This is a genomic window from Nocardia uniformis NBRC 13702 (assembly GCF_001613345.1).
Lineage (GTDB): Bacteria > Actinomycetota > Actinomycetes > Mycobacteriales > Mycobacteriaceae > Nocardia > Nocardia uniformis.
The window spans coordinates 16,691-35,681 of record NZ_BDCE01000108.1; the positions used below are offsets into that span (position 1 = coordinate 16,691).

General features: G+C 66.3%; 16 protein-coding genes. 8 read left to right on the forward strand and 8 right to left on the reverse strand.

The genetic code is table 11. The annotated features are described in order from the left end of the window. The first annotated feature begins 6 nt into the window (after nucleotides 1-6). Both NU1_RS36710 and NU1_RS36715 read left to right on the forward strand, forming a co-directional pair. Complete coding sequence (locus NU1_RS36710; RefSeq protein WP_067528844.1) at nucleotides 7-2,217, forward strand: AAA family ATPase; 2,211 nt, start codon at nucleotides 7-9, stop codon at nucleotides 2,215-2,217. 573 nt (nucleotides 2,218-2,790) lie between these two features. Then, complete coding sequence (locus NU1_RS36715; protein ID WP_169815192.1) at nucleotides 2,791-4,062, forward strand: hypothetical protein; 1,272 nt, start codon at nucleotides 2,791-2,793, stop codon at nucleotides 4,060-4,062. A gap of 3 nt (nucleotides 4,063-4,065) precedes the next feature. Here the strand turns inward: NU1_RS36715 and NU1_RS36720 are convergent, their stop codons facing one another. The 5 genes from NU1_RS36720 to napA form a co-directional block, all read right to left on the reverse strand. Then, the gene (locus tag NU1_RS36720; RefSeq protein WP_245720482.1) at nucleotides 4,066-5,367 is read right to left on the reverse strand and encodes a phosphatase PAP2 family protein; all 1,302 of its coding nucleotides are present in this window, start codon (nucleotides 5,365-5,367) and stop codon (nucleotides 4,066-4,068) included. 189 nt (nucleotides 5,368-5,556) lie between these two features. After that, nucleotides 5,557-6,702: a glutamate--cysteine ligase gene (locus NU1_RS36725; RefSeq protein WP_067528847.1), complete on the reverse strand. Its 1,146-nt coding sequence runs from the start codon at nucleotides 6,700-6,702 to the stop codon at nucleotides 5,557-5,559. Nucleotides 6,703-6,713: 11 nt separating this feature from the next. Next, nucleotides 6,714-7,400: a superoxide dismutase[Cu-Zn] gene (gene sodC / locus NU1_RS36730; protein WP_067528848.1), complete on the reverse strand. Its 687-nt coding sequence runs from the start codon at nucleotides 7,398-7,400 to the stop codon at nucleotides 6,714-6,716. Between the two features lie 116 nt (nucleotides 7,401-7,516). Continuing rightward, a complete protein-coding gene (locus tag NU1_RS36735; RefSeq protein WP_067528849.1) occupies nucleotides 7,517-8,071 on the reverse strand; it encodes a LytR C-terminal domain-containing protein in 555 nt (184 codons plus the stop codon). Between the two features lie 144 nt (nucleotides 8,072-8,215). Continuing rightward, complete coding sequence (gene napA / locus NU1_RS36740) at nucleotides 8,216-8,569, reverse strand: nucleoid-associated protein NapA (RefSeq protein WP_067528850.1); 354 nt, start codon at nucleotides 8,567-8,569, stop codon at nucleotides 8,216-8,218. 300 nt (nucleotides 8,570-8,869) lie between these two features. Between napA and NU1_RS36745 the strand changes: the two genes are divergently transcribed. From NU1_RS36745 to NU1_RS36765, 5 genes are all read left to right on the forward strand, one after another. Then, nucleotides 8,870-9,460: a peptide deformylase gene (locus NU1_RS36745; RefSeq protein WP_067528851.1), complete on the forward strand. Its 591-nt coding sequence runs from the start codon at nucleotides 8,870-8,872 to the stop codon at nucleotides 9,458-9,460. Then, complete coding sequence (locus NU1_RS36750) at nucleotides 9,453-10,460, forward strand: N-acetylglutamate synthase, CG3035 family (protein ID WP_084522149.1); 1,008 nt, start codon at nucleotides 9,453-9,455, stop codon at nucleotides 10,458-10,460. Before NU1_RS36745 ends, NU1_RS36750 begins: the two co-directional genes overlap by 8 nt. A gap of 154 nt (nucleotides 10,461-10,614) precedes the next feature. Then, entirely contained in the window at nucleotides 10,615-11,430 is an 816-nt protein-coding gene (locus tag NU1_RS36755) for an exodeoxyribonuclease III (protein WP_067528852.1), read from the forward strand. Between the two features lie 334 nt (nucleotides 11,431-11,764). Further along, complete coding sequence (locus tag NU1_RS36760; RefSeq protein ID WP_067528853.1) at nucleotides 11,765-12,616, forward strand: alpha/beta fold hydrolase; 852 nt, start codon at nucleotides 11,765-11,767, stop codon at nucleotides 12,614-12,616. Next, nucleotides 12,609-13,178: a TetR/AcrR family transcriptional regulator gene (locus NU1_RS36765; protein WP_084522150.1), complete on the forward strand. Its 570-nt coding sequence runs from the start codon at nucleotides 12,609-12,611 to the stop codon at nucleotides 13,176-13,178. Before NU1_RS36760 ends, NU1_RS36765 begins: the two co-directional genes overlap by 8 nt. A 54-nt stretch (nucleotides 13,179-13,232) precedes the next feature. Here the strand turns inward: NU1_RS36765 and NU1_RS36770 are convergent, their stop codons facing one another. From NU1_RS36770 to NU1_RS36780, 3 genes are all read right to left on the reverse strand, one after another. After that, nucleotides 13,233-13,874 carry a hypothetical protein gene (locus NU1_RS36770; protein WP_067528855.1) on the reverse strand — a complete coding sequence of 214 codons (642 nt, stop codon included), beginning with the start codon at nucleotides 13,872-13,874 and terminating at the stop codon, nucleotides 13,233-13,235. A gap of 409 nt (nucleotides 13,875-14,283) precedes the next feature. Beyond that, the gene (locus NU1_RS36775; protein ID WP_067528856.1) at nucleotides 14,284-16,107 is read right to left on the reverse strand and encodes an acyl-CoA dehydrogenase; all 1,824 of its coding nucleotides are present in this window, start codon (nucleotides 16,105-16,107) and stop codon (nucleotides 14,284-14,286) included. 147 nt (nucleotides 16,108-16,254) lie between these two features. Then, a complete protein-coding gene (locus NU1_RS36780; RefSeq protein ID WP_067528857.1) occupies nucleotides 16,255-18,174 on the reverse strand; it encodes an acyl-CoA dehydrogenase family protein in 1,920 nt (639 codons plus the stop codon). A gap of 179 nt (nucleotides 18,175-18,353) precedes the next feature. On the opposite strand from NU1_RS36780, the gene NU1_RS36785 reads away from it, so the two are divergent. Further along, complete coding sequence (locus tag NU1_RS36785) at nucleotides 18,354-18,980, forward strand: TetR/AcrR family transcriptional regulator (RefSeq protein WP_067528891.1); 627 nt, start codon at nucleotides 18,354-18,356, stop codon at nucleotides 18,978-18,980. Nucleotides 18,981-18,991: the final 11 nt, after the last annotated feature.

Here is an 18,991-nt window from a genome sequence, read left to right on the forward strand (position 1 = left end):
GGCACAATGGTTTGCGTGCCAGAACTCGCGTTGACCGCTCGTCTCAATATCTCGGCCGCTGATGCGCGGCGGGGGCTGGTGCGGTTGCATCCGGAGGCGCTGGCGGCGCTGGGGTTGCGGGAGTGGGATGGAGTGGCGTTGATGGGGGCGCGGCGAACCGCCGCGGTGGTGGCGGTCGCACCGGCGGGGACACCGACCGGGGTAGTGCTGGTGGATGATGTGACGCTGTCGAATGCGGGGGTGAAGGAGAGCTCGGCGGTGGTGGTCTCACCGGTGACCGTCTATGGGGCCAAACAGATTTCGGTGACGGGGTCGGCGTTGGCGGCGGGGACCATTCCGGAGGCGACGCTGCGACAGGCCTTGCTGGGGAAGGTGGTCACGGTGGGCGATACCGTGTCGTTGCTGCCGCGCGATCTGGGGCCGGGAACGAGCACTTCGGCTGCCAGCCAGGCATTATCGCGCACGTTCGGGATCGCGTGGACGTCGGAATTGCTGACCGTGACCGCCACCGATCCCGCGCCGGGCCCGGTGAGCGTGCAGCCCAATAGCGCGGTGGTGTGGGGCCCCGGGGTGGCGGAGACCGATCGGCCGCTGGCCATTACCGATGAGGCGACGACATCCGGGCGGGTGCCACCGACCATAGCGACGCCGGCGGTACCCCTGGCCGATCTGGCGGGTGTCCAGGCGCAGGCGGCCAAGCTCACCGAATGGCTGAATCTCGCGCTCGACGAACCGGAACTATTGAAAACCCTCGGCGCCCCACCGCATCTCGGCGTTCTGATCTCCGGACCCGCCGGCGTCGGTAAGTCGACGCTGGCGCGGGCGGTGATCTCACCGCGACGGCTGGTGGAATTGGACGGACCCTCGGTCGGTGCGGCCGAGAGCGGCAACCGGTTGCGTGAAGTGGGCATGGCGGTCGCCGAAATCTGTTCCGGCGCAGGGGGTGTGCTGCTCATTACCGATATCGACGCGCTACTACCCGCCGAGGCCGAACCGGTCGCGACCCTTATTCTCGACCAGTTGCGCGCGGCGGTGGCCTCCCCGGCGGTGGCGCTGCTGACCACGACGGCGCACCCATCCCGGGTGGACGCCCGCCTCCGTGCCCCCGACCTGTGCGACCGCGAACTGGCGCTGCCGCTGCCGACCGCCGCCGTGCGCACGGCGCTATTGGAGCAGCTGCTGCGCAAGGTGCCCACAGACAGCCTGAAGCTCGATGAAATCGCTGCCCGCACACCCGGATTCGCTATCGCCGATCTGGCCGCGCTGGTGCGTGAGGCCGCACTGCGAGCAGCATCGCGGGCCAGCCGCGACCACACCGACCCGATACTGCTGCAGGACGATCTGGTCGGGGCGCTGCAGGTGATTCGGCCGCTGTCGCGCTCCGGGACGGAAGAACTCGCCATCGGCAGCCTGAGCCTCGACGATGTCGGCGATATGGTCGAGACGAAACAGGCACTCACCGAGGCGGTGCTGTGGCCGCTGCGCCATCCGGACTCCTTCGCCCGCCTCGGTATCGATCCGCCGCGCGGCGTCCTGCTGTACGGCCCACCGGGCTGCGGTAAGACCTTCCTGGTCCGAGCCCTGGCCGGAACCGGACAGTTGAGTGTGCAGTCGGTGAAGGGCGCCGAACTCATGGACAAGTGGGTCGGCTCCTCGGAACGGGCGGTGCGTGAACTGTTCCAGCGCGCCCGCGATTCCGCCCCCTCGCTCATCTTCCTCGACGAAATCGACGCCCTCGCACCCCGCCGCGGCCAGAGCAGCGATTCGGGCGTCACCGATCGCGTGGTCGCGGCCCTACTCACCGAAATGGATGGGGTGGAGCCGCTGCGCGATGTGGTGGTGGTCGCCGCCACCAACCGCCCGGACCTCATCGATCCGGCGCTGACCCGCCCGGGCCGACTGGAAAAACTCATCTTCGTCCCGCCGCCGGACACCGCCGCCCGCGCCGAAATCCTGCGCACCGCAGCCAAATCCGTACCTCTCGCCCCCGATATCCGGCTCCGGGTACTGGCGGCGGATCTGGACGGCTATTCGGCCGCCGACTGCGCCGCCCTACTCCGCGAGGCGGCGCTGGCCGCCATGCGCCGAGATGTCCACACCGCCGACGTCACCGCCGATGACATAGCGAAGGCGCGGGCAGCGGTACGCCCGTCCCTCGACCCCGTGCAGGTGGAGACGCTGCGGCTGTATGCCGCCCAGCGTGCCAGCGCGGGCTGAGCGGACTCGCGCACCGAGGGTCGGACCCGAGCCCCTCCGCGCGCGGGCGGATCCACGACTGCCGAGCGACGCATCAGAAACCCCGGCGTGTTCTTGCCGGAAGCACTGTTGACCACGTCTCTACCGATCGCAGCTCGCCACCCCGCCATCCCGGCGCGCTTCCTCGCCACCCCATCAGCCCGGCACGCTTCCGCGCCACCCCATCATCGCGGCGTGCTTTCTCGTCGCCCCCGTCATCCCCGCGTGATTTCTCTCGCCCCGTCATCCCGGCGTGCTTTTGGCCGGGATCCACTTCCGATCGAGGGTGGATTCCGGCCAGAAGCGCGCCGGAATGACGAGAGGGTGGGTGACATCGCGCGTTGACGCTCAGTAGTTGCCGCAATAGCTGCTATCCAGCCAAAAGCAGACCAGTCGGTCGCTTATGAATTCGTTCAGCAAACCTCGCACATCAGGCGAGTCGGACTGTTCGGTTGCGTCTACAACGGTAGTTTCAGGCTGGTGAGGGCGTATAAGGTAGCAGCCGAAACGATCACAGCGCTAGTCGCGGCGACGGTTGCCGGACTGTCGCTGGCGATGCCTATCGACTTTGCCTGGACATCTCAAACTTCGGCATTGCAACTCGATCTGCTGGCTTACAGCCTGCCGCGCGCCATTGCGGCCGGAGCGCTGGCCGCATTGATCACGGCGGTACTGCTCACCACGCTCGGCAGCGTTGTCGCCGCGTGGATTACCGCTCTGGGCGGTATGTCGGTGCTGCTGATCAATCACGTCTTCGGGGAGAGCCATCCGTCGAGCGTGTCGCTATCGACGATGAACTTCATCGACTCCCTGGCCGGAGGCGCGGCACTGGGCGCGCTCGGCGCGGCGGTACTGCATCACCGGCTCCCGGCCTACGGCTGGACACTGGGCGTACTCACCAGCGTGTTGATCGGTTCGGTGAATCCACTCCCCCATGTGGGCGGATTTCTGAACGAGACGGTCCCGGCGGCGAACTGGCACCCCACCGATATGCCGCCGATGTGGATGATTCTGGTGACGATGGCGCTACTGACCATCAGCGCGCTGGCCAATCGCAAACGCCGTCCCGTGGACCGACCTTCGATCGAACTCCCCATGACGCCGATCCTGGCGGGTGTGTTGCTGGTGCTGGTCTTCATATTCAGCGCCGAGTGGTTGTCCCGGCACGGGCAGAGTCTCGCCGATATCGGGGTGGCGGTGCTGGCCACCGTCGGCGGCGCGATTATCGCCGCCATGCTGCTGCCGGGTCGCGATGGCGGACTGGTGCTACTCGTGGTGGCGGTGAGCGCGGTCGGCAGCGCCGCCATTGCCGCCTCGGTGCCGGCCTGGACGATTCCACTGCTATTGATCGTGACGGCGCTGGGGTTGCTCGGGGGCAGCCGCAAGCCCGCCCCGACCGCCTGTCTGATCGCCCTCTTGGGATTGGCGGTGTACACCGCGTTCACATCCAATACCGAGAGCTCGCTACTGATCATGATCGGCACCACCGCGCTGGCGTGGATCGCCGGATACGCCCTGGGGTCGGCCACACCGCGCTTTGTGCCGAACCGGGTCCTGGGCACCGTGATGCTCTTTGTCCCGTCGGCGGTACTCGGGTTGCGGGACTTCGTCTCGCGCGGGAACTACGTGCTGCGGGAGAACCGCGATGACCCCCTGGTGTGCACGATAACGCCGCAGGATTCCGCATCCCCGGCGTGGGCGGCATTCGCCATCACCATCGGATGCCTGATCGGCTGGCGGCTATTGCACATCAGCCGCCCGGCCACCGAGCCCACCGGGGCGGCACCGGGCAGCTCCCCTGACTCGGACGCCGATTCCGATACCTAGAAATCAGCCGCGGACAGTAACGACCTGGCGGGATTCGGAAGGTACGGCCGCCGCGAACCAGGTGCGATAGAACAGCGTCACGAAAGCGGCGAAGGACCCGAGCACCAGAGCGCCTGCGATAACCGGGGATTCGGCCATGGTCACCGGCAGGAATCGGTATGCCAGCAGCAGTCCGGCCAGCAGCGCCGCACCGCCCGCGACAAGACGAACGCGGAACCAGCCCCAACCGCGATCGGGAGCGCGCAACACGGATTCGATGGTGAGGCACAGCACCGCACCCGCTACCAGGTCCACGCCGTAGTGGTAGCCGAAACCGAGGGTCGCGGTGAGAGTGGCCGCCAGCCAGAAGGTTCCGCCCCAGCGCAGCCAGCGCGGCGCGGGCGCGCCATTGTTATCGCGGCGCGTATGGACGAAAATGGCCATGGCCCAGGCGGTGTGCATGGAGGGCATGCAATTGCGCGGCGTCGCATTGTCGAATGGCATGGGCGCGGGATTCTGCTCCATGGGCGGCACCAGCTGCGGCCAGTAATTGCCGATCTGCAAACCGTTTCCATCGGGACCGTAGGCGAACATCGGCCCGACCACGGGAAAGAGCACGTACACAACGGGTCCCACCAGGCCGAGCAGCAGGAAGGTCCGCACCAGGTAGTGATCCGGCCACACCCGGTGGGTCACGACACCGCGCAACTGCCAGGCCGCGACCACCATGGCGGCGACGGGCAGTTCGATATAGACCCAGTGCAGCACGGCGTACACCACGGGTCCGAGCGCGTCGACGAGCTGGCCCATGAACCAGGCCGGATCACCCAGCGCGTGGTCGGCGAGCAGCACGTACGGATCGAGCACGGTGGGCCCGGCCAGAATGGTGATGTGCAGCCACACGTCACCGACCTTGGTGGCGAGTGCCAGCAGCGCCCCCAGAGCGGCGGCGTGCAGCGCCGTGGTGAATGGTCGCGTATCCGCGCCGCGCCGGACAGCGGAACGCCATCCCCAGCACGCGCCGATACCGATGGCGGTGAGCACGATGGTCGGGCCGTTGCCCAGGGCGAAATTCCCGTCGACCAGCAATCGGGCGGTCGCGAACACCACGTCGATCCCCACCGCGGCGCCCAGCGCGATACCGCGCCACTTCCAATTCAGGCCGACCAGCGCCAGGGCCAGTCCAGCCCAGGGCACCGATATCGACTTCGGTGTCCCGACGTAGTCACGCCACAGGCTGACCAGCGGGCCTTCGAAGTTCTTGTGGGAGGCCACAATCTGCAGCGTGACCAGCAGTACGGGCACAGCGGCGACGGCGGCGACCACCGCGACCTGCCGTCCGGATACCGATCCACGACCGCGGCGCGCCTGGTCAACCGAATCGCGCGGGTCGTCTACGAGCACGCGGACAATAGTAAACGTCGTATGAACGTGACCCGCGCCCCAGCTGAACGGCTGGTTGGCTCCGGGGATTTCGGCCGCGCGAAATACCGGGACCGGCCGGTCGGGACCCCGCTACTGCTCGAGCTCCTTGACCAACGCATCCACAACCGCGACGAGGTCGCCCTGCGCCGCCGCGGCCACTCGACGCTGCCGCTGATACGACGCGCCGCGCTTCGGAATCTCCGCGACCATCGCCAACTCGTTCTCGCAACCGAGGCTCTTGGCCGTCGGCTCCAGCCGGTTCAGCAGTTCCATCAGGTCATCGGTGACGAGGCGTTCATTGCTCTCGGCGTCGGTGATGACAATGGCGTCCAGACCGTAGCGGGCGGCTCGCCATTTGTTTTCCTGGACGTGCCAGGGCGGGATGGTGGGCAGGGTTTCGCCGGATTCGACTCGGCGGTCCAGGTCCACAATCAGGCAGTGGATCAGCGATACCAGGGCGGATAGTTCGGTCCGGGTGGACATGCCGTCGCAGACGCGGACCTCGATGGTGCCCCATTTGGGGGCCGGGCGGATATCCCAGTGCATACCGCCGAGCTGCTCGAACACGCCGGTTTTCATCTGGTCGTGCGCGTAGGCCTCGAACTGGGTCCAGTTCTCGAATTGGAAGGGCAGTCCGGCGGTGGGTAGCTGCTGGAACATGAGCGAGCGGTTGCTGGCGTATCCGGTGTCCACTCCGGCCCACATGGGGGAGGACGCGGAGAGCGCGAGCAGGTGGGGGTAGGACAGCAGCAGGGTATTGAGGATCGGAAAGACTTTTTCGGGGTGCGAGATTCCGACGTGCACGTGCACACCCCAGATGAGCATCTGCCGCCCCCACCACTGGGTGCGTTCGATGAGTTCGTCGTAGTGGGGAGTGCGGGTGAGCTGCTGGGCCGACCACTGTGCGAAGGGGTGGGTTCCGGCGCAGAACAGGTCGACGCCGAGCGTGTCGGCGGCGCGGCGCACGGTGGTGATGGTCTCGCTGAGCTCGTCGACGACCTCGCTGACGGTGTCGTGCTTACCGCTGACCAGTTCGACGGTATTGCGCAGCAGTTCCTTGGTGATCTGCGGTGTGCCGTCCCAGGCACGCATATCACCGCAGGCGTCGAAAACCGCTGCGGCCTTGCTGGACAGGTCGCGCGTCGTCTTGTCGACGAGCGCGACCTCCCACTCCACGCCGAGCGTGGGCCGGGGGGACGAGTTGAAGGGAACCTTCGAGATACCTGCCCCGCCCATGGCTCTCCTGTTTATCCGATAACGCCGCACGCGACCCGGCTGCCGGCGTCACCGGTCGCCAAGGTGTCGGCGTCGGGTCCGGAGCCGCCGGGGTGGCTGTAGCGGCTGGGGATGTTTCCGAAGTTGTCCGCACCCGCGTGGATCATCAGGGCTTTGCCCTTGATGTCGTCGAGTGAAACCTTGTCGGTGGTCGTGACGAGCTTGGCGTTGCCATCGCCTCGCACCTCGAGGGAGGTGAGGTCACCGCTCATGGGGCGGGCGTTCTGGTCGCCGACCTGCAGGTGCGAACCCGCGGACAGGAAGTCACCGGCCGGGCCGCCGGTCGGCGCGACCGAGTTCGGCTCGCATTTGCCGAACTGGTGGATGTGCATGCCGTGGAAGCCGGGCTTGAGACCGTGCGCCTCGACGGTGATCTCCAGGTGGCCGCCGGTGCTCCGGAAGGTGGCGGTCCCGATGCTGGCGCCGCTGGAGTCCTTCAGCTGGGTGCTGACGGAGTCGGAGGTCGGAGTGGCGTGGCCGCCGTCGTGTCCGGTCTCCGCACCCGCCGGGGCGGGCGAACTCGTGAAGACCGGCGGGTTGATCCCCTTGACGTCGCTCGATTCCTGGCTGCTGGAGCAGGCCGCGAGGCCCAAGGCCGCGACCGCAAGCACCGGGGTCACAGTCCGCCAGGACGGGCGACGAGTTGTGGACGGGGCCATCGGGGAACTCCTTTACGAGTACCGAGTTTACGGGTACAGCGGGGTGGACAGGTTTCGTACCGGACAAGATGATGCCAGAGACATCACGGTGTCCCGTGCAGGGGCCGGGCGGTCGTTCAGTTGCCGGTCACAATGACGATGACTCCGGATGGCGAGTCGGCGATCCCGGGAAAACGTGGTTCGGCCGTGACACCGAGTTCCTCGGCGATGGCAACGGCCGCGGCCTGCTCAGTTGTCGAACTGCCGTAGTACACGGTGGTTTTCGGGACATTGGTGCTGCCATAATTGCCGGTCTCGGCGACATTCCAGCCGCTCGCGGTCAACTCTCCAGCGGTTTGCGCGGCGAGCCCCGCGACCATGCTGTTGTTGAACACCCGCACCGGGACCGTCTTGTCCACCGCGTCGACCGAGGCGGTGGTGGTCGGCGGGACCGTGGTGGTGGGGTCGGGCGGCGTGGTGGCGGTGGGGGTCTCCGGCGGCGTCGAATTCGACTGTGTCGCCACAACACTGGCGGTGGTCGTCGGTGAACTCGGCGCGGCTTCCGGATCCTCGGTGTCCGAACTCGACAGGGCCATCGCACCGATGCCCGCGAACACGATGGCCAAGGCGATCAGCACCATGGCCAGCGCCCGCAACGGCGGGCCGCCGGACGGCGTATTCGGATTGCTCACGGCCCCGAGCCTAATCCCAAGTGCCGTCGGTACGCCGGATCACATGGGTAATGCGCCAGAACGAGGTCGAAAATGCCTGTCACGCCGGGCAGCCGGTACGACCGGAAGACCGGGGCCGTGTCAGGCTTGGAAACCCGGGCCGTGTCATACCTGGAAACCCAGGCGACGGGCCGCGCGGGCCTTCTGTCTACTTGCTCGCAATCGCCGCAGCCGCTTGACCAGCATCGGGTCGGCGGCCAGTGCTTCCGGCTTATCCACCACGGCATTCAGCACCTGGTAGTAGCGGGTGGGCGACAGCGCGAACAACTCCCGAATCGCTTCTTCCTTGACTCCGGCGTACTTCCACCACTGCCGCTCGAACCCGAGGATCTCGAGTTCCCGGCGGGAAAGGCCATGAGCCCCATCCTCGTCGGGCAGCGCGGCGTTCACCGCGATCGCATCGCTCGCGGAAGGACTGTCCTCGCTTGCGGAGATATTCCGTGCCGCTGCGCCGTCCATAGTGCTCCCTCGCCGAGTTGTCACCAGACGAAATTGGTGCTGGTCCGTCGCCGATCATTCAACCACGCGGTACAGACTTGACAGCGCGTACCGTTCGGCGTGTTCGCGACACGAGCGACCGGCGTGGCTGTGTTAATTGCCTCCGCTTCGCTTTGGCGGTTCGTGGCCCTGTTGAACCCCGGTCTTCCCTCCCTCCGCTCCTCCGCAACGCTGCCCCGCTCCACTCGGTCCAGACCGGGGCGGGCCACGAACAGGCCGGTCAGAGGATTGGTGATGGTTCACACAAAGTAGGCTGCTCGCATGGCTATCCTCCCCATCGTGATCGTCGGTGACCCGGTTCTGCATAACCCGACGACACCGGTTACCGGGTCGTTGGAGGAGATCGCGACGCTGATCGCGGACATGTACGACACGATGGACGAAGCCAATGGCGTGGGTTTGGCCGCCAATCAGGTAGGGGTGGGCAAGCGACTGTTCGTCTACGACTGCCCGGACGAACTTCCCGACGGCTCGATGACCCGCCGCCGGGGGTGCGTGATCAACCCGGTGCTGGAGACCTCCGCGATCCCGGAGACCATGCCGGATCCCGAGGATGACGAAGAGGGCTGCCTATCCGTTCCGGGTGAGCAGTTCCCCACCGGCCGCGCCGAGTGGGCCCGGGTAACCGGCATCGATGAGCACGGCGAACCGGTCGATATCGAGGGCAAGGGCTTCTTCGCCCGCATGCTCCAGCACGAGACCGGCCATCTCGACGGCTTCCTGTACACCGATGTGCTGGTCGGCCGCCACGCCCGGGCGGCGAAGAAGGCAATCAAGCGAAGTGGTTGGGGTACACCGGGTTTGACCTGGGTGCCGGGTACCGTGCCGGATCCGTTCGGGCATGATGACTGATCCCGCCGTGCCCAATCCCGCCCTGCCCGATCCCCCCGCACCCGATTCCAGCCCCGATTTCTCCGCACCGCCGATCGGGCGGCGCGTGGTGGTGCGCTACCGACTGCCCGAAGGCTATGCGCAGCCGCTGACCGATGTTATCGGCGAGCTGGTTTCGGCGGATCCGCTCGTGGTGCGCACCGGCGACGGCCAGGTGGTGCAGATCGCCGCCGATCGGGTAGTGGCATGGAAGTCACTGGGCCCCAGGCCTATCCGCACCAAAGAGATCCGCGCGCTGGAGGCGGCGGCCGCTGACGGCTGGCCCGGATTGCAGCGCAGCTGGGTGGACGGCTGGCTGCTGCGCGCCGGTGCGGGTTACACCGGACGCGCCAATTCGGCTGTGCCACTAGGCAGTTCGGGTGAACCGGCAATCGCTTCGGCGGAGACGCTGCGTCGCATCGGCGAGTGGTACGCCGCGCGCGGCCTGCCCGTGCGACTCCAACTGCCGGATCGACTGGCACCGGTGCCGCCGGATTGGCGGACCTGGAGCGAGACCGCGGTACTGGCCGCGGATATCGCGAATATGGCGCTGCCGCAGGGGCCTTCCATGGTGCGGATCGATCCCGAACCGTCCGATGGCTGGCTGGCTGTACATCGCGATCGTGGCGGGGACACCCCTGCTGCGCCCACACCCGACCTGGAGGTGCTGACCGCCATCCGGGAGGGTGAGTTGGGTTTCGCGACACTCGGATTGCCCACCCCCATCGCCATTGCCCGCGGTGCGATCACCACCGCCCCGGACGGTCGGCGCTGGGTCGGACTGACCTGTGTCGCGGTGGCCCGCGAGCATCGTCGGCGCGGGCTGGGTTCACTGGTGTGCGCGGAGCTGGTTCGCTGGGGCCGTACCCGCGGCGCGACCCACACCTACGTCCAGGGGGAGGTCGATAACGAGGCAGCTCTGGCGATGTACCGGGAAATGGGGTTCGTCGACCACCACCGGTACCGGTACGCGGCACCGTGACGCGGTGCGCGGTGAGCTCGGGCCCGTCGGCTCCGGCATCGGCGCGATAGCCGCGCGCACGGTACGTCCGTAAGGATTCGAAGCGGTAAACAAGGGGCTCGGCAGCGGCGACAATGGATGCTGTCGGCGTCGACATTCGATCGAGAGGTTTTTCGTGCGGCTCGCGACCTGGAACGTGAATTCGATTCGCTCCCGTGTGGACCGGGTGCTGTCCTGGTTGGACCGCTCCGACGTGGATGTCCTGGCCATGCAGGAAACCAAGTGCCGCGACGACCAGTTCCCCTTCGAGCGTTTCGAGGAGGCCGGGTACGAGGTCGCGCATGTCGGCCACAGCCAGTGGAACGGCGTCGCCATCGCCTCGCGCATCGGATTGACCGATGTGGAGACCGGCTTCCCGCATCAGCCCGGCTTCGACAAGGACGCCGGTGAGTCGCTGCTGAGCGCCCCCGTGGTGGAGGCCCGCGCCATCGGCGCGACCTGCGGCGGGGTGCGCGTCTGGAGTCTGTACGTACCCAATGGCCGTGCGCTCGCGGACCCGCACTACACCTACAAGCTGGAATGGCTTGCCGCCCTGCGCGATAACGGCACCGACTGGCTGGCACAGGATCCGGCGGCGCAGATCGCCCTGGTGGGTGACTGGAATATCGCCCCCACCGACGACGACGTCTGGTCCCCGGAGTTCTTCGTGGGCAAAACCCATGTCTCCCAGCCGGAACGGGATGCCTTCGCCGCCATGACCGCCGCCGGATACGCGGATGTCATGCGCCCGATCCACCCCGGCCCCGGTATCTACACCTACTGGGACTACACCCAGCTGCGCTTCCCCCGCAAAGAGGGTATGCGTATCGATTTCATCCTCGGCTCCCCCGCCCTGGCGGCGCGGGTCACGGACGCGAATGTGGACCGCGAGGAGCGAAAAGGTAAGGGCGCGAGCGATCACGCCCCGGTAATCACCGACCTCGCGGACTGAGGCCCGCCCGGCCTGCGCGTCGTCCAGCCCCGTCATCCCGGCCCGCCGACGCAGCTCGCGTCGCAGCTCGTCATCCCGGCCCGTCGACGCGGCCCGCCGTCCCGGCTCGTCATCCCGGCGTGCTTTTGGCCGGGATCCACGCCCTTGCCAGCGCCTCAACTCACCACGGTGGATTCCGGCCGAAAGCATCCCGGAATGACAAGATTTGGACGCCCGAGATTGGGCCCACGGGGTCGGGACCCGCGAAATTGGACCCATGTCTTGACAGCGAAAGCTATGGCTATTAGCTTTGTGGCTACAGTGATTAGCTGAAGCAGTTCGACAGGAGTTCGACATGACCGAGTACCTCACCCTCGACGGTGGACGGATCGCCTACGACGTGGCGGGCAGCGGACCCCTGGTGGTGCTGTCGCACGGCATCGGCGATCGGCGTCAGGCTTACCGGCACCTCGCTCCCATCCTCATCGAGGCGGGCTACCGAGTCGCCAACGCCGATATCCGCGGCCACGGCGAATCCTCGATGAACTGGACTTCCCACGATGGGAGCGAAGCGATCTCACGCACCGATATAGCGGGCGACCTACTGGCCCTCATCCGGCATCTGGGCGGCCCGGCGGTCATTATCGGCCACTCGATCTCCGGCGGCGCGGCCACCATTGCCGCGGCCCAGGACCCCGCGGCGGTCAGCGGCGTCATCGAACTCAACCCCTTCACCAAGACGCAGGGGTTCCCCGTGAGCGCACTGTTCACCGTGCCGCGCTACCGCCGGGGTATGTCGCGACTGCTGGGCACGATGATCTTCAAGAGCCAGAGCCTGTGGTTCAAGTACCTGGATGTGGCGTACCCGATCAAGCCCGCCGACTATGACGAGTACATGGCCGATCTGGCGGCGAAGCTGAGCGAGCCCGGCCGGTTCGCCGACTTCATGAAGACGAGCAAGTCGACTCCGGCCGATGCCGAGGCGCACCTGTCCCAGCTCACCTGTCCGGCCCTGATCATTATGGGCACCGAGGATCCCGACTTCGCGGACCCGAAGGCCGAGGGCGATGCCATTGTCGCACTCATGCCCGCCGGGATCGGCGCCGTCACCTTGGTCGAGGGCGCGGGACACTATCCGCACGCCGAAACCCCGGCCCGCATCGCGGAATTGGCGGTGCCCTTCCTGAAGCAGCACGCTCGTGCCTAGGGCCGGGCTCTCCACCACCGAGGTGATCCGGGCGGGGGCGGAGTTAGCCGATGAGGTCGGCTACCCCAACCTCGCCATGGCTCCGCTGGCCCAGAAGCTCGGCGTCCGAACACCTTCGCTGTACAAGCACGTGGCGAGCCTGGCCGAGCTACAGCGCGGTATCGCCGTGCTGGCCATGACCGAACTGGATCGCGCTACCCGTGATGCCATGCACGGGTTTTCGGGTACGGCGGCGCTGGACGCGTTCGCGCGCTCGTTCCGTGATTACGCGATCACCCATCCCGGCCGCTACGCCTCGACCGTCGGGGCCGGATATCACGGCGAGGGCGATCCGATGCTGGAACCCGCTGCGCGCATGGTCGATTCGATCACCGTGGTACTGCGCGGCTACGGCATTCCGGATGCGGAAATGGATCACGCGATGCGCACCATTCGCTCGATGATCCATGGATTCGCCGAGCTACAGCTGTCCGGCGGATTCCAGTGGAGCGGCGATCCGGAGGTCAGCTTCGAGTGGATGCTGCGCTTCATCGACGCGGGCCTGCGCCACCACACCCGCTGAGCCGTCGCCGAACCCAGCCGACGGGCACCGAAACCGGACCAGCGCCACCGATTCTCATTCGGTCGGTCGGGCCTTGATGGCGTCGCGGGATATGAAGACGTCGTAACTGCCCGGTACGGCAATGACCGCATTGCCGTACGCGGCGCGCACGAAGGGTTCGGTGTACCAGCTTTCGGCGCGCATATCGTCGAAGAAGTCGCCGTCGCCGCCATTGAGGAAGATGTGGTTCTGCTTGGTGGCGATACCGTCGAGGCGCTGGCCGTAGAGGCGGGTGACCTTGTATCCGGCGTTGACGCCGAGGGCGTTCACCCACGGTTCCATTTCGACGATATTTGCCTGCAGCACCCACATATCGCCCTCGATGCGGTACTGCAGATGCTGCTCGTCGTACTGCTGGTCACCGAAGAGCGTGAGGTCCACATTCATCAGGTGTTCCTCGCCCGGGACCTTGGTGGCGACGATATGGGCTGCCTTCACTTCGCCGGTGAGTCCGAGGAAGGTCTGCAGCAGCGTCGTGACCCAGAGGATGATCACCGCCACCAGAATGAGTGCGACCGCGCCCATTCCGCGCCCGGCGACCACCCGCCAGCCGAGTCGGCGAGCCTTGAGAACAGCGGTCACCAGCATTGCCAGTGCCAGAACAGCGAGCACAATGAGCAGGACCTGGATCCAGCCGAACGTCACCGGGAAGACCATGCGGTAGTTGTACCCGGAACTACCTGTGCGACACCGCAAGTTATCCACAGTTGTCCACACCGTTGGCGTGTCATGTCGGCGCGTCCTCCACACACCGCGCCGGAGTTCCCCACTCCACTACCGGTATGCGCGGCTTCCACCACCCCGGTATGCGCGGCTTCCATCATCCCGGCACGCTTTTGGCCGGGATCCACACCTGTGAGTGCAGCGAACAATCGCGGTGGATTCCGGCCAAAAGCACGCCGGAATGACGAGGCAGGCGACCGGCACGACGAGTGCGCGAAGCTGGCACAACGAGTGCGCGCCCGGAGTGACGAGTGCGTGCGGCCGGAGCGCGAGGGCCGCAGCGGAAATGACGCGGCCCCGGCGTTGCGATGTCGCAGCGCCGGGGCCTTCGGGTCGCAACGACCTAGAACGCCGCTTCGTCGAGCAGCATGATGTCGTTGTCGATGTTCTCGATAATCGTGCGCACACCGCTCAGCAGCGGCAGCTTGTTCTTCGCGAACCAGGAAGCCACGGCCACCTTGCCGGTGTAGAACGACCTGTCCTTGTCCGAGGCACCGGCCTCGAGCGCGGCGTGGGCGATCTTCGCCTGCTCCAGCAGTCGCCACGCGATAACGAGATCGCCTGTGGCGTACAGGAATCGAACCGAACCTAGGCCGACCTTGTATAGCTCCTGCGGATCCTGCTGCCCCGCCATCAGGTAGCCGGTCAGCGCGGCCGCCATGGCCTGCACATCGGTCAGGGCCGCGCCGAGCAGCTTGCGCTCGTGGTCGAACACGGTGCCCTCGTCGACGAACTTCTGAATGAGTCCGGCGACGTGCGCCAGCGCCACACCCTTATCGCGAATGATCTTGCGGAAGAAGAAGTCCTGCGCCTGGATGGCGGTGGTGCCCTCGTACAGCGAATCGATCTTGGAATCGCGAATGTACTGCTCGATCGGGTAGTCCTGCAGGTAGCCGGAGCCGCCCAGGGTCTGCAGCGATTCGGTCAGGGTCTCGTATCCGCGATCGGAGCCGCAGCCCTTCACGATGGGCAGCAGCAGATCGTTGACCCGCTCCGCCAGCTCGGCGTCCGCACCGAAGTTGGCGGTCGCCACATCGGCGTTCTGGTATGCGGCGCAGTACATGTAGAGCGCGCGCAGCCCCTCCGAGTACGCCTTCTGCAGCGCGAGGCTGCGACGCACATCCGGGTGATGGGTAATGGTGACGCGCGGCGAGGTCTTATCCGCCATCTTGGTCAGATCCGCACCCTGCACGCGCTGCTTGGCGTACTCGAGGGCATTCAGGTAGCCGGTGGACAGCGTGCCGGTGGCCTTGGTGCCCACCATCATTCGCGCGTTCTCGATGACCTTGAACATCTGCGCGATGCCATTGTGGATACCGCCGACCAGGTAGCCCACTGCGGGCTTCTCGCCGCCGAAGGTGATCTCACAGGTGGGCGAGGACTTGATGCCCATCTTGTGTTCGACGCCGGTCACGTACGCGCCGTTGCGATCGCCGATGGCCATGGTCTCGGAATCGAAGTGGAACTTCGGCACGATGAACAGCGACAGACCCTTGGTGCCCGGTCCCGCGCCCTCGGGGCGAGCCAGCACCAGGTGGAAGATGTTGTCGGCGGTATCGCCCACGTCGCCGCCGGAGATGAAGCGCTTGACGCCCTCGACATGCCAGGTGCCGTCGGCCTGCTCGACGGCCTTGGTGCGACCCATGCCGACATCGGAACCGGCATCGGGCTCGGTGAGCACCATGGTGCCGCCCCAGCGGTTCTCCCAGGCGTGCGCGGCCCAGCGCTTCTGCTCATCGGTGCCCTCGGTGTAGATCACCTGGTGCATGAGCGGACCCATATTGAAGAAGCTGGCCGAGTTATTGGCGGCCACCAGCATTTCCTGAATGCCCCAGATGAGCGCGTTGGGGGCCGAGACGCCGCCCATCTCCTCGGGCATGCCGAGACCGGAGTAGCCGGCCTCGTTGACCGCGGCCACGGTCTTCTTCAGCGATTCCGGAACGGTGATATCGAATGTCGCGGGGTGGTACTCCACCGGATTGCGATCGGCGTCGGCGAAGGATGCGGCAATGGGCCCGACCGCGAGGCGTTCCGCCTCGGCGAGCATGGTGCGTGCCGTTTCACCGTCCAGATCGCCGTAGGCGCCGCCATCGAGCAGCGTCCCGATTCCAAGCACTTCGAACAAGTTGAACTCGATATCACGCAGGTTCGCCTTGTAGTGCGACACGGGCCCGGCCTCCTAGCCGTAGATGATCAGTTAACTGGAGGTTGCCGTACGTTTGTCCGGTTACGCAACCGTAGGTGCTTGTGCAACTAGGCGCATATGGCCGGACCCGTGCTCTGCGGGAAGATAGCTTGGTCTATTGAACCTGTTCTAGGGGTTCATCTCATAAGCTCCCGCCAGCGCACGAACCTGGCCCAACACCTGCTCGAACCGCTCCGGATCGGCAATCGGGCGGCGGATGAGATCCAGCGATCGCACCTGCTGAGCCCTGGTTGCCGATGGTTTGCTATTCAGGCTAACCGCATGTTTTGAGAATTCGCGCACAAACAGGTCGAAGAGTTGATCGATCACCGCCGGATCGGTCCCCTCGATCGCCGCCTGTTCCAGGATCAGCTGAGCGTAGGGCACCATCGAGAACAGCTCGCCGAGCGCGAAGAGGAAGTCCACATCCTGCTGCTGCTCGGCGGTCGGGGTCGCGGCGGCCAGCAGCGTCTGCAGGGCCTGCGCCTGCTCCAGGAAGACCGCCACATTCGGGATATGCGAGTACTGCTCGAAGACCGGCCGCCAGTCGGCGAAGCGAATCTTGCCCAGACCCTTGCTCGGGCCTTGACGGAACAGGAATTCGTCGTCGGCGCCGTCGCGGCGGGTGGGTATGGGAGCGTGTGTGGCGCGGGCGAATTCGGCCTTCAGCTTGGGCACGGCCCTGCTCGCCGGCGCGGCCGCACGACGACTCGCCCAGCTCAGCGCGCCGGAGACCGCGCGCACGGCACCCTGCGGTGCGATGGCCGCTCCGGGCAGGTAGCGCAGTGCGGCCAGACCGGCGTCGGCCGGATGGAACATGTAGGCGGGCATGAACTTCAGCGACAGCGCCAGATTCACGTGCACCGTGCCCTCCAGGCGCGGCAACCCGAACATGCCGATCATGGCCATCGGGAAGTACATATCGTTCTCGAAGCCGCGGGCGGCGATGACATCGGCGACGTCCTCGTACAGCCGCTGCCCGTGCCGGGTGACCGACATCTTCTCGATGGCGTTGAACAGCAGGTAGCGGCGATCGTCGTCACCGGCCGAGCGCATGTAGTCGATGGCGCGCTCGCTGTAGAGCTTCATACCGATGAGCCGAGCGTAGGAGTCGGCGAGCAGGGCGCGCACCTGGGGGAATTCGGTCACCCTGTGCCCGAACAGCACTCGGTTCTCGGCATGGGTGCCGGCCTCGTACATGGCGTGCTCGCACGCGCCGACCGCACCGAAGCCGAGATTGAACTTGCCGACATTGACGGTATTCATGGCGGCGTCGAAGGCCTCGCGGCCGGTATGCAGAATGTCTTCGGCGGCAACCGGGTATTTGTCGAGATCGAAAGCGGCGACGTACATCTGAGAGTCGACGACATTCCTGCGCAGCTTGTAGTTCTTGTGCCGGGAGTCGGCGGCGAAGAACAGGTAGCCGGAGTATTCCTCGTCGGTCATCTGCCGCATGAAGTCGGCGGAGTCGATAATCGGCTTGTCGGCGCGTCGGCCGAAGACCGAAACCATCGCCGCCGCATTGCCATTGCCGATGTAGTACTTGCCGCCGGTGGCGGTGAAGCCACCGCGCGCCTTGGGCTCGAGGACCATATCGGTGGAGTAGATATCCGCGCCGTGCGCCTGTTCGGAGAGTCCGAAGGCGAAGATCTCACCGGAGTCCAGCGCCGCCGCGGCCCGCGCCTTGGCCGCCTCGTTGCGGCTCTGCCAGATCGGCCCGAGGCCGAGAATGGTGACCTGCCAGACGTACCAGTACTGCATCCCGTAGAAGCCGAGGATCTTCGACATCATGGCGATACGGGCGGTGTCCCAACGCTTATCGGGATCGCCGGCCGCCTGCGCGGCGGGGGTCAGGAAAATGGCGAAGACCTTCTCGCTCTTCACGAAGTCCAGGAAGTCGGAGTACCAGACCCGATCACGGCTGTCGGCCAGCAGCCGCACCTTGCCCTTCCGCTCGAACCAGTCCACGGTGGCGCGCAGCAGGCGGCGCGATTCCGCGTCGAATTCGGCGAACTCGCAGGTCTTGGGGTTGAACAGGGCTTCGGTCATGGTCGGCTCCTCCGGCCTCGTCCACCGCACCCAGGGCAACGGACGCAGCGTGACGCGGGACTATCCTGACGATTTCATTCGTGAATGTAGCATTATCCTTCACCAACGTAGGAAACGATCTTGTGAATCCCCGTGACCAGCCGTTCACCGCGAGGATCACGCTGCTATCGTCGGTGCCCATGGGTACCGAACCGGCTGTACGAGGGCGACAGCGCGCGCAACATCTCGGTCCCGAACGTCGCCGACCGCAGGTACTCGATACGGCACTCGAGATCGCCGTGGAGAACGGCATCGCGGACGTCACCATCGCCGCCGTAGCCGACCGCATGAAGGTGACCCGCCCGGTCGTGTACGCCTGTTTCACCGACCGCGTCGAACTCATCGAAGCCCTGATCCGCCGCGAAGAGGACTACCTGCTCCGCGGCATTCTGGACGCCCTCCCCCGCCGCCGGGTCGAGGCCGACGAGGCCGTCTTCGTCGAGGGGTTCCGTGCCCTCCTACACACGGTGAACGCCCGCCCGGTCACCTGGCGTCTGTTGTACGGCAATCCCGATCCCGCCGTGGCGGATTCGTTCGGCCGGGGCCGTGAACTCGCCATGGAGCGCTGCACGCGGCGGCTCCGCCCGACCCTGCGCGCGTGGGGCACCGCGGAAGCGGAGCGGAAACTGCCCGCCCTGGTGGAACTCTGGGTCTCCGCCGGGGAGGGGGCCGTGCGCACACTGCTGTCCCGGCACGGTGAATGGAATCCGGATACGTTGGGCGAATTCGTCGGGGCAGCCGTATACCGCGCCCTACGGCACGCCTGAGAAGTGTCGGC

Excerpts from the sequence above, each read along its gene's own strand:
- NU1_RS36710 (WP_067528844.1), top strand. The coding sequence starts at position 7 with ATGGTTTGCGTGCCAGAACTCGCGTTGACCGCTCGTCTCAATATCTCG.
- NU1_RS36715 (WP_169815192.1), top strand. The coding sequence starts at position 2,791 with ATGCCTATCGACTTTGCCTGGACATCTCAAACTTCGGCATTGCAACTC.
- NU1_RS36770 (WP_067528855.1), bottom strand. The coding sequence starts at position 13,874 with ATGGTCTTCCCGGTGACGTTCGGCTGGATCCAGGTCCTGCTCATTGTG.
- sodC (WP_067528848.1), bottom strand. The coding sequence starts at position 7,400 with ATGGCCCCGTCCACAACTCGTCGCCCGTCCTGGCGGACTGTGACCCCG.
- NU1_RS36780 (WP_067528857.1), bottom strand. The coding sequence starts at position 18,174 with ATGACCGAAGCCCTGTTCAACCCCAAGACCTGCGAGTTCGCCGAATTC.
- NU1_RS36745 (WP_067528851.1), top strand. The coding sequence starts at position 8,870 with ATGGCTATCCTCCCCATCGTGATCGTCGGTGACCCGGTTCTGCATAAC.
- napA (WP_067528850.1), bottom strand. The coding sequence starts at position 8,569 with ATGGACGGCGCAGCGGCACGGAATATCTCCGCAAGCGAGGACAGTCCT.
- NU1_RS36785 (WP_067528891.1), top strand. The coding sequence starts at position 18,354 with ATGGGTACCGAACCGGCTGTACGAGGGCGACAGCGCGCGCAACATCTC.
- NU1_RS36750 (WP_084522149.1), top strand. The coding sequence starts at position 9,453 with ATGACTGATCCCGCCGTGCCCAATCCCGCCCTGCCCGATCCCCCCGCA.
- NU1_RS36760 (WP_067528853.1), top strand. The coding sequence starts at position 11,765 with ATGACCGAGTACCTCACCCTCGACGGTGGACGGATCGCCTACGACGTG.
- NU1_RS36725 (WP_067528847.1), bottom strand. The coding sequence starts at position 6,702 with ATGGGCGGGGCAGGTATCTCGAAGGTTCCCTTCAACTCGTCCCCCCGG.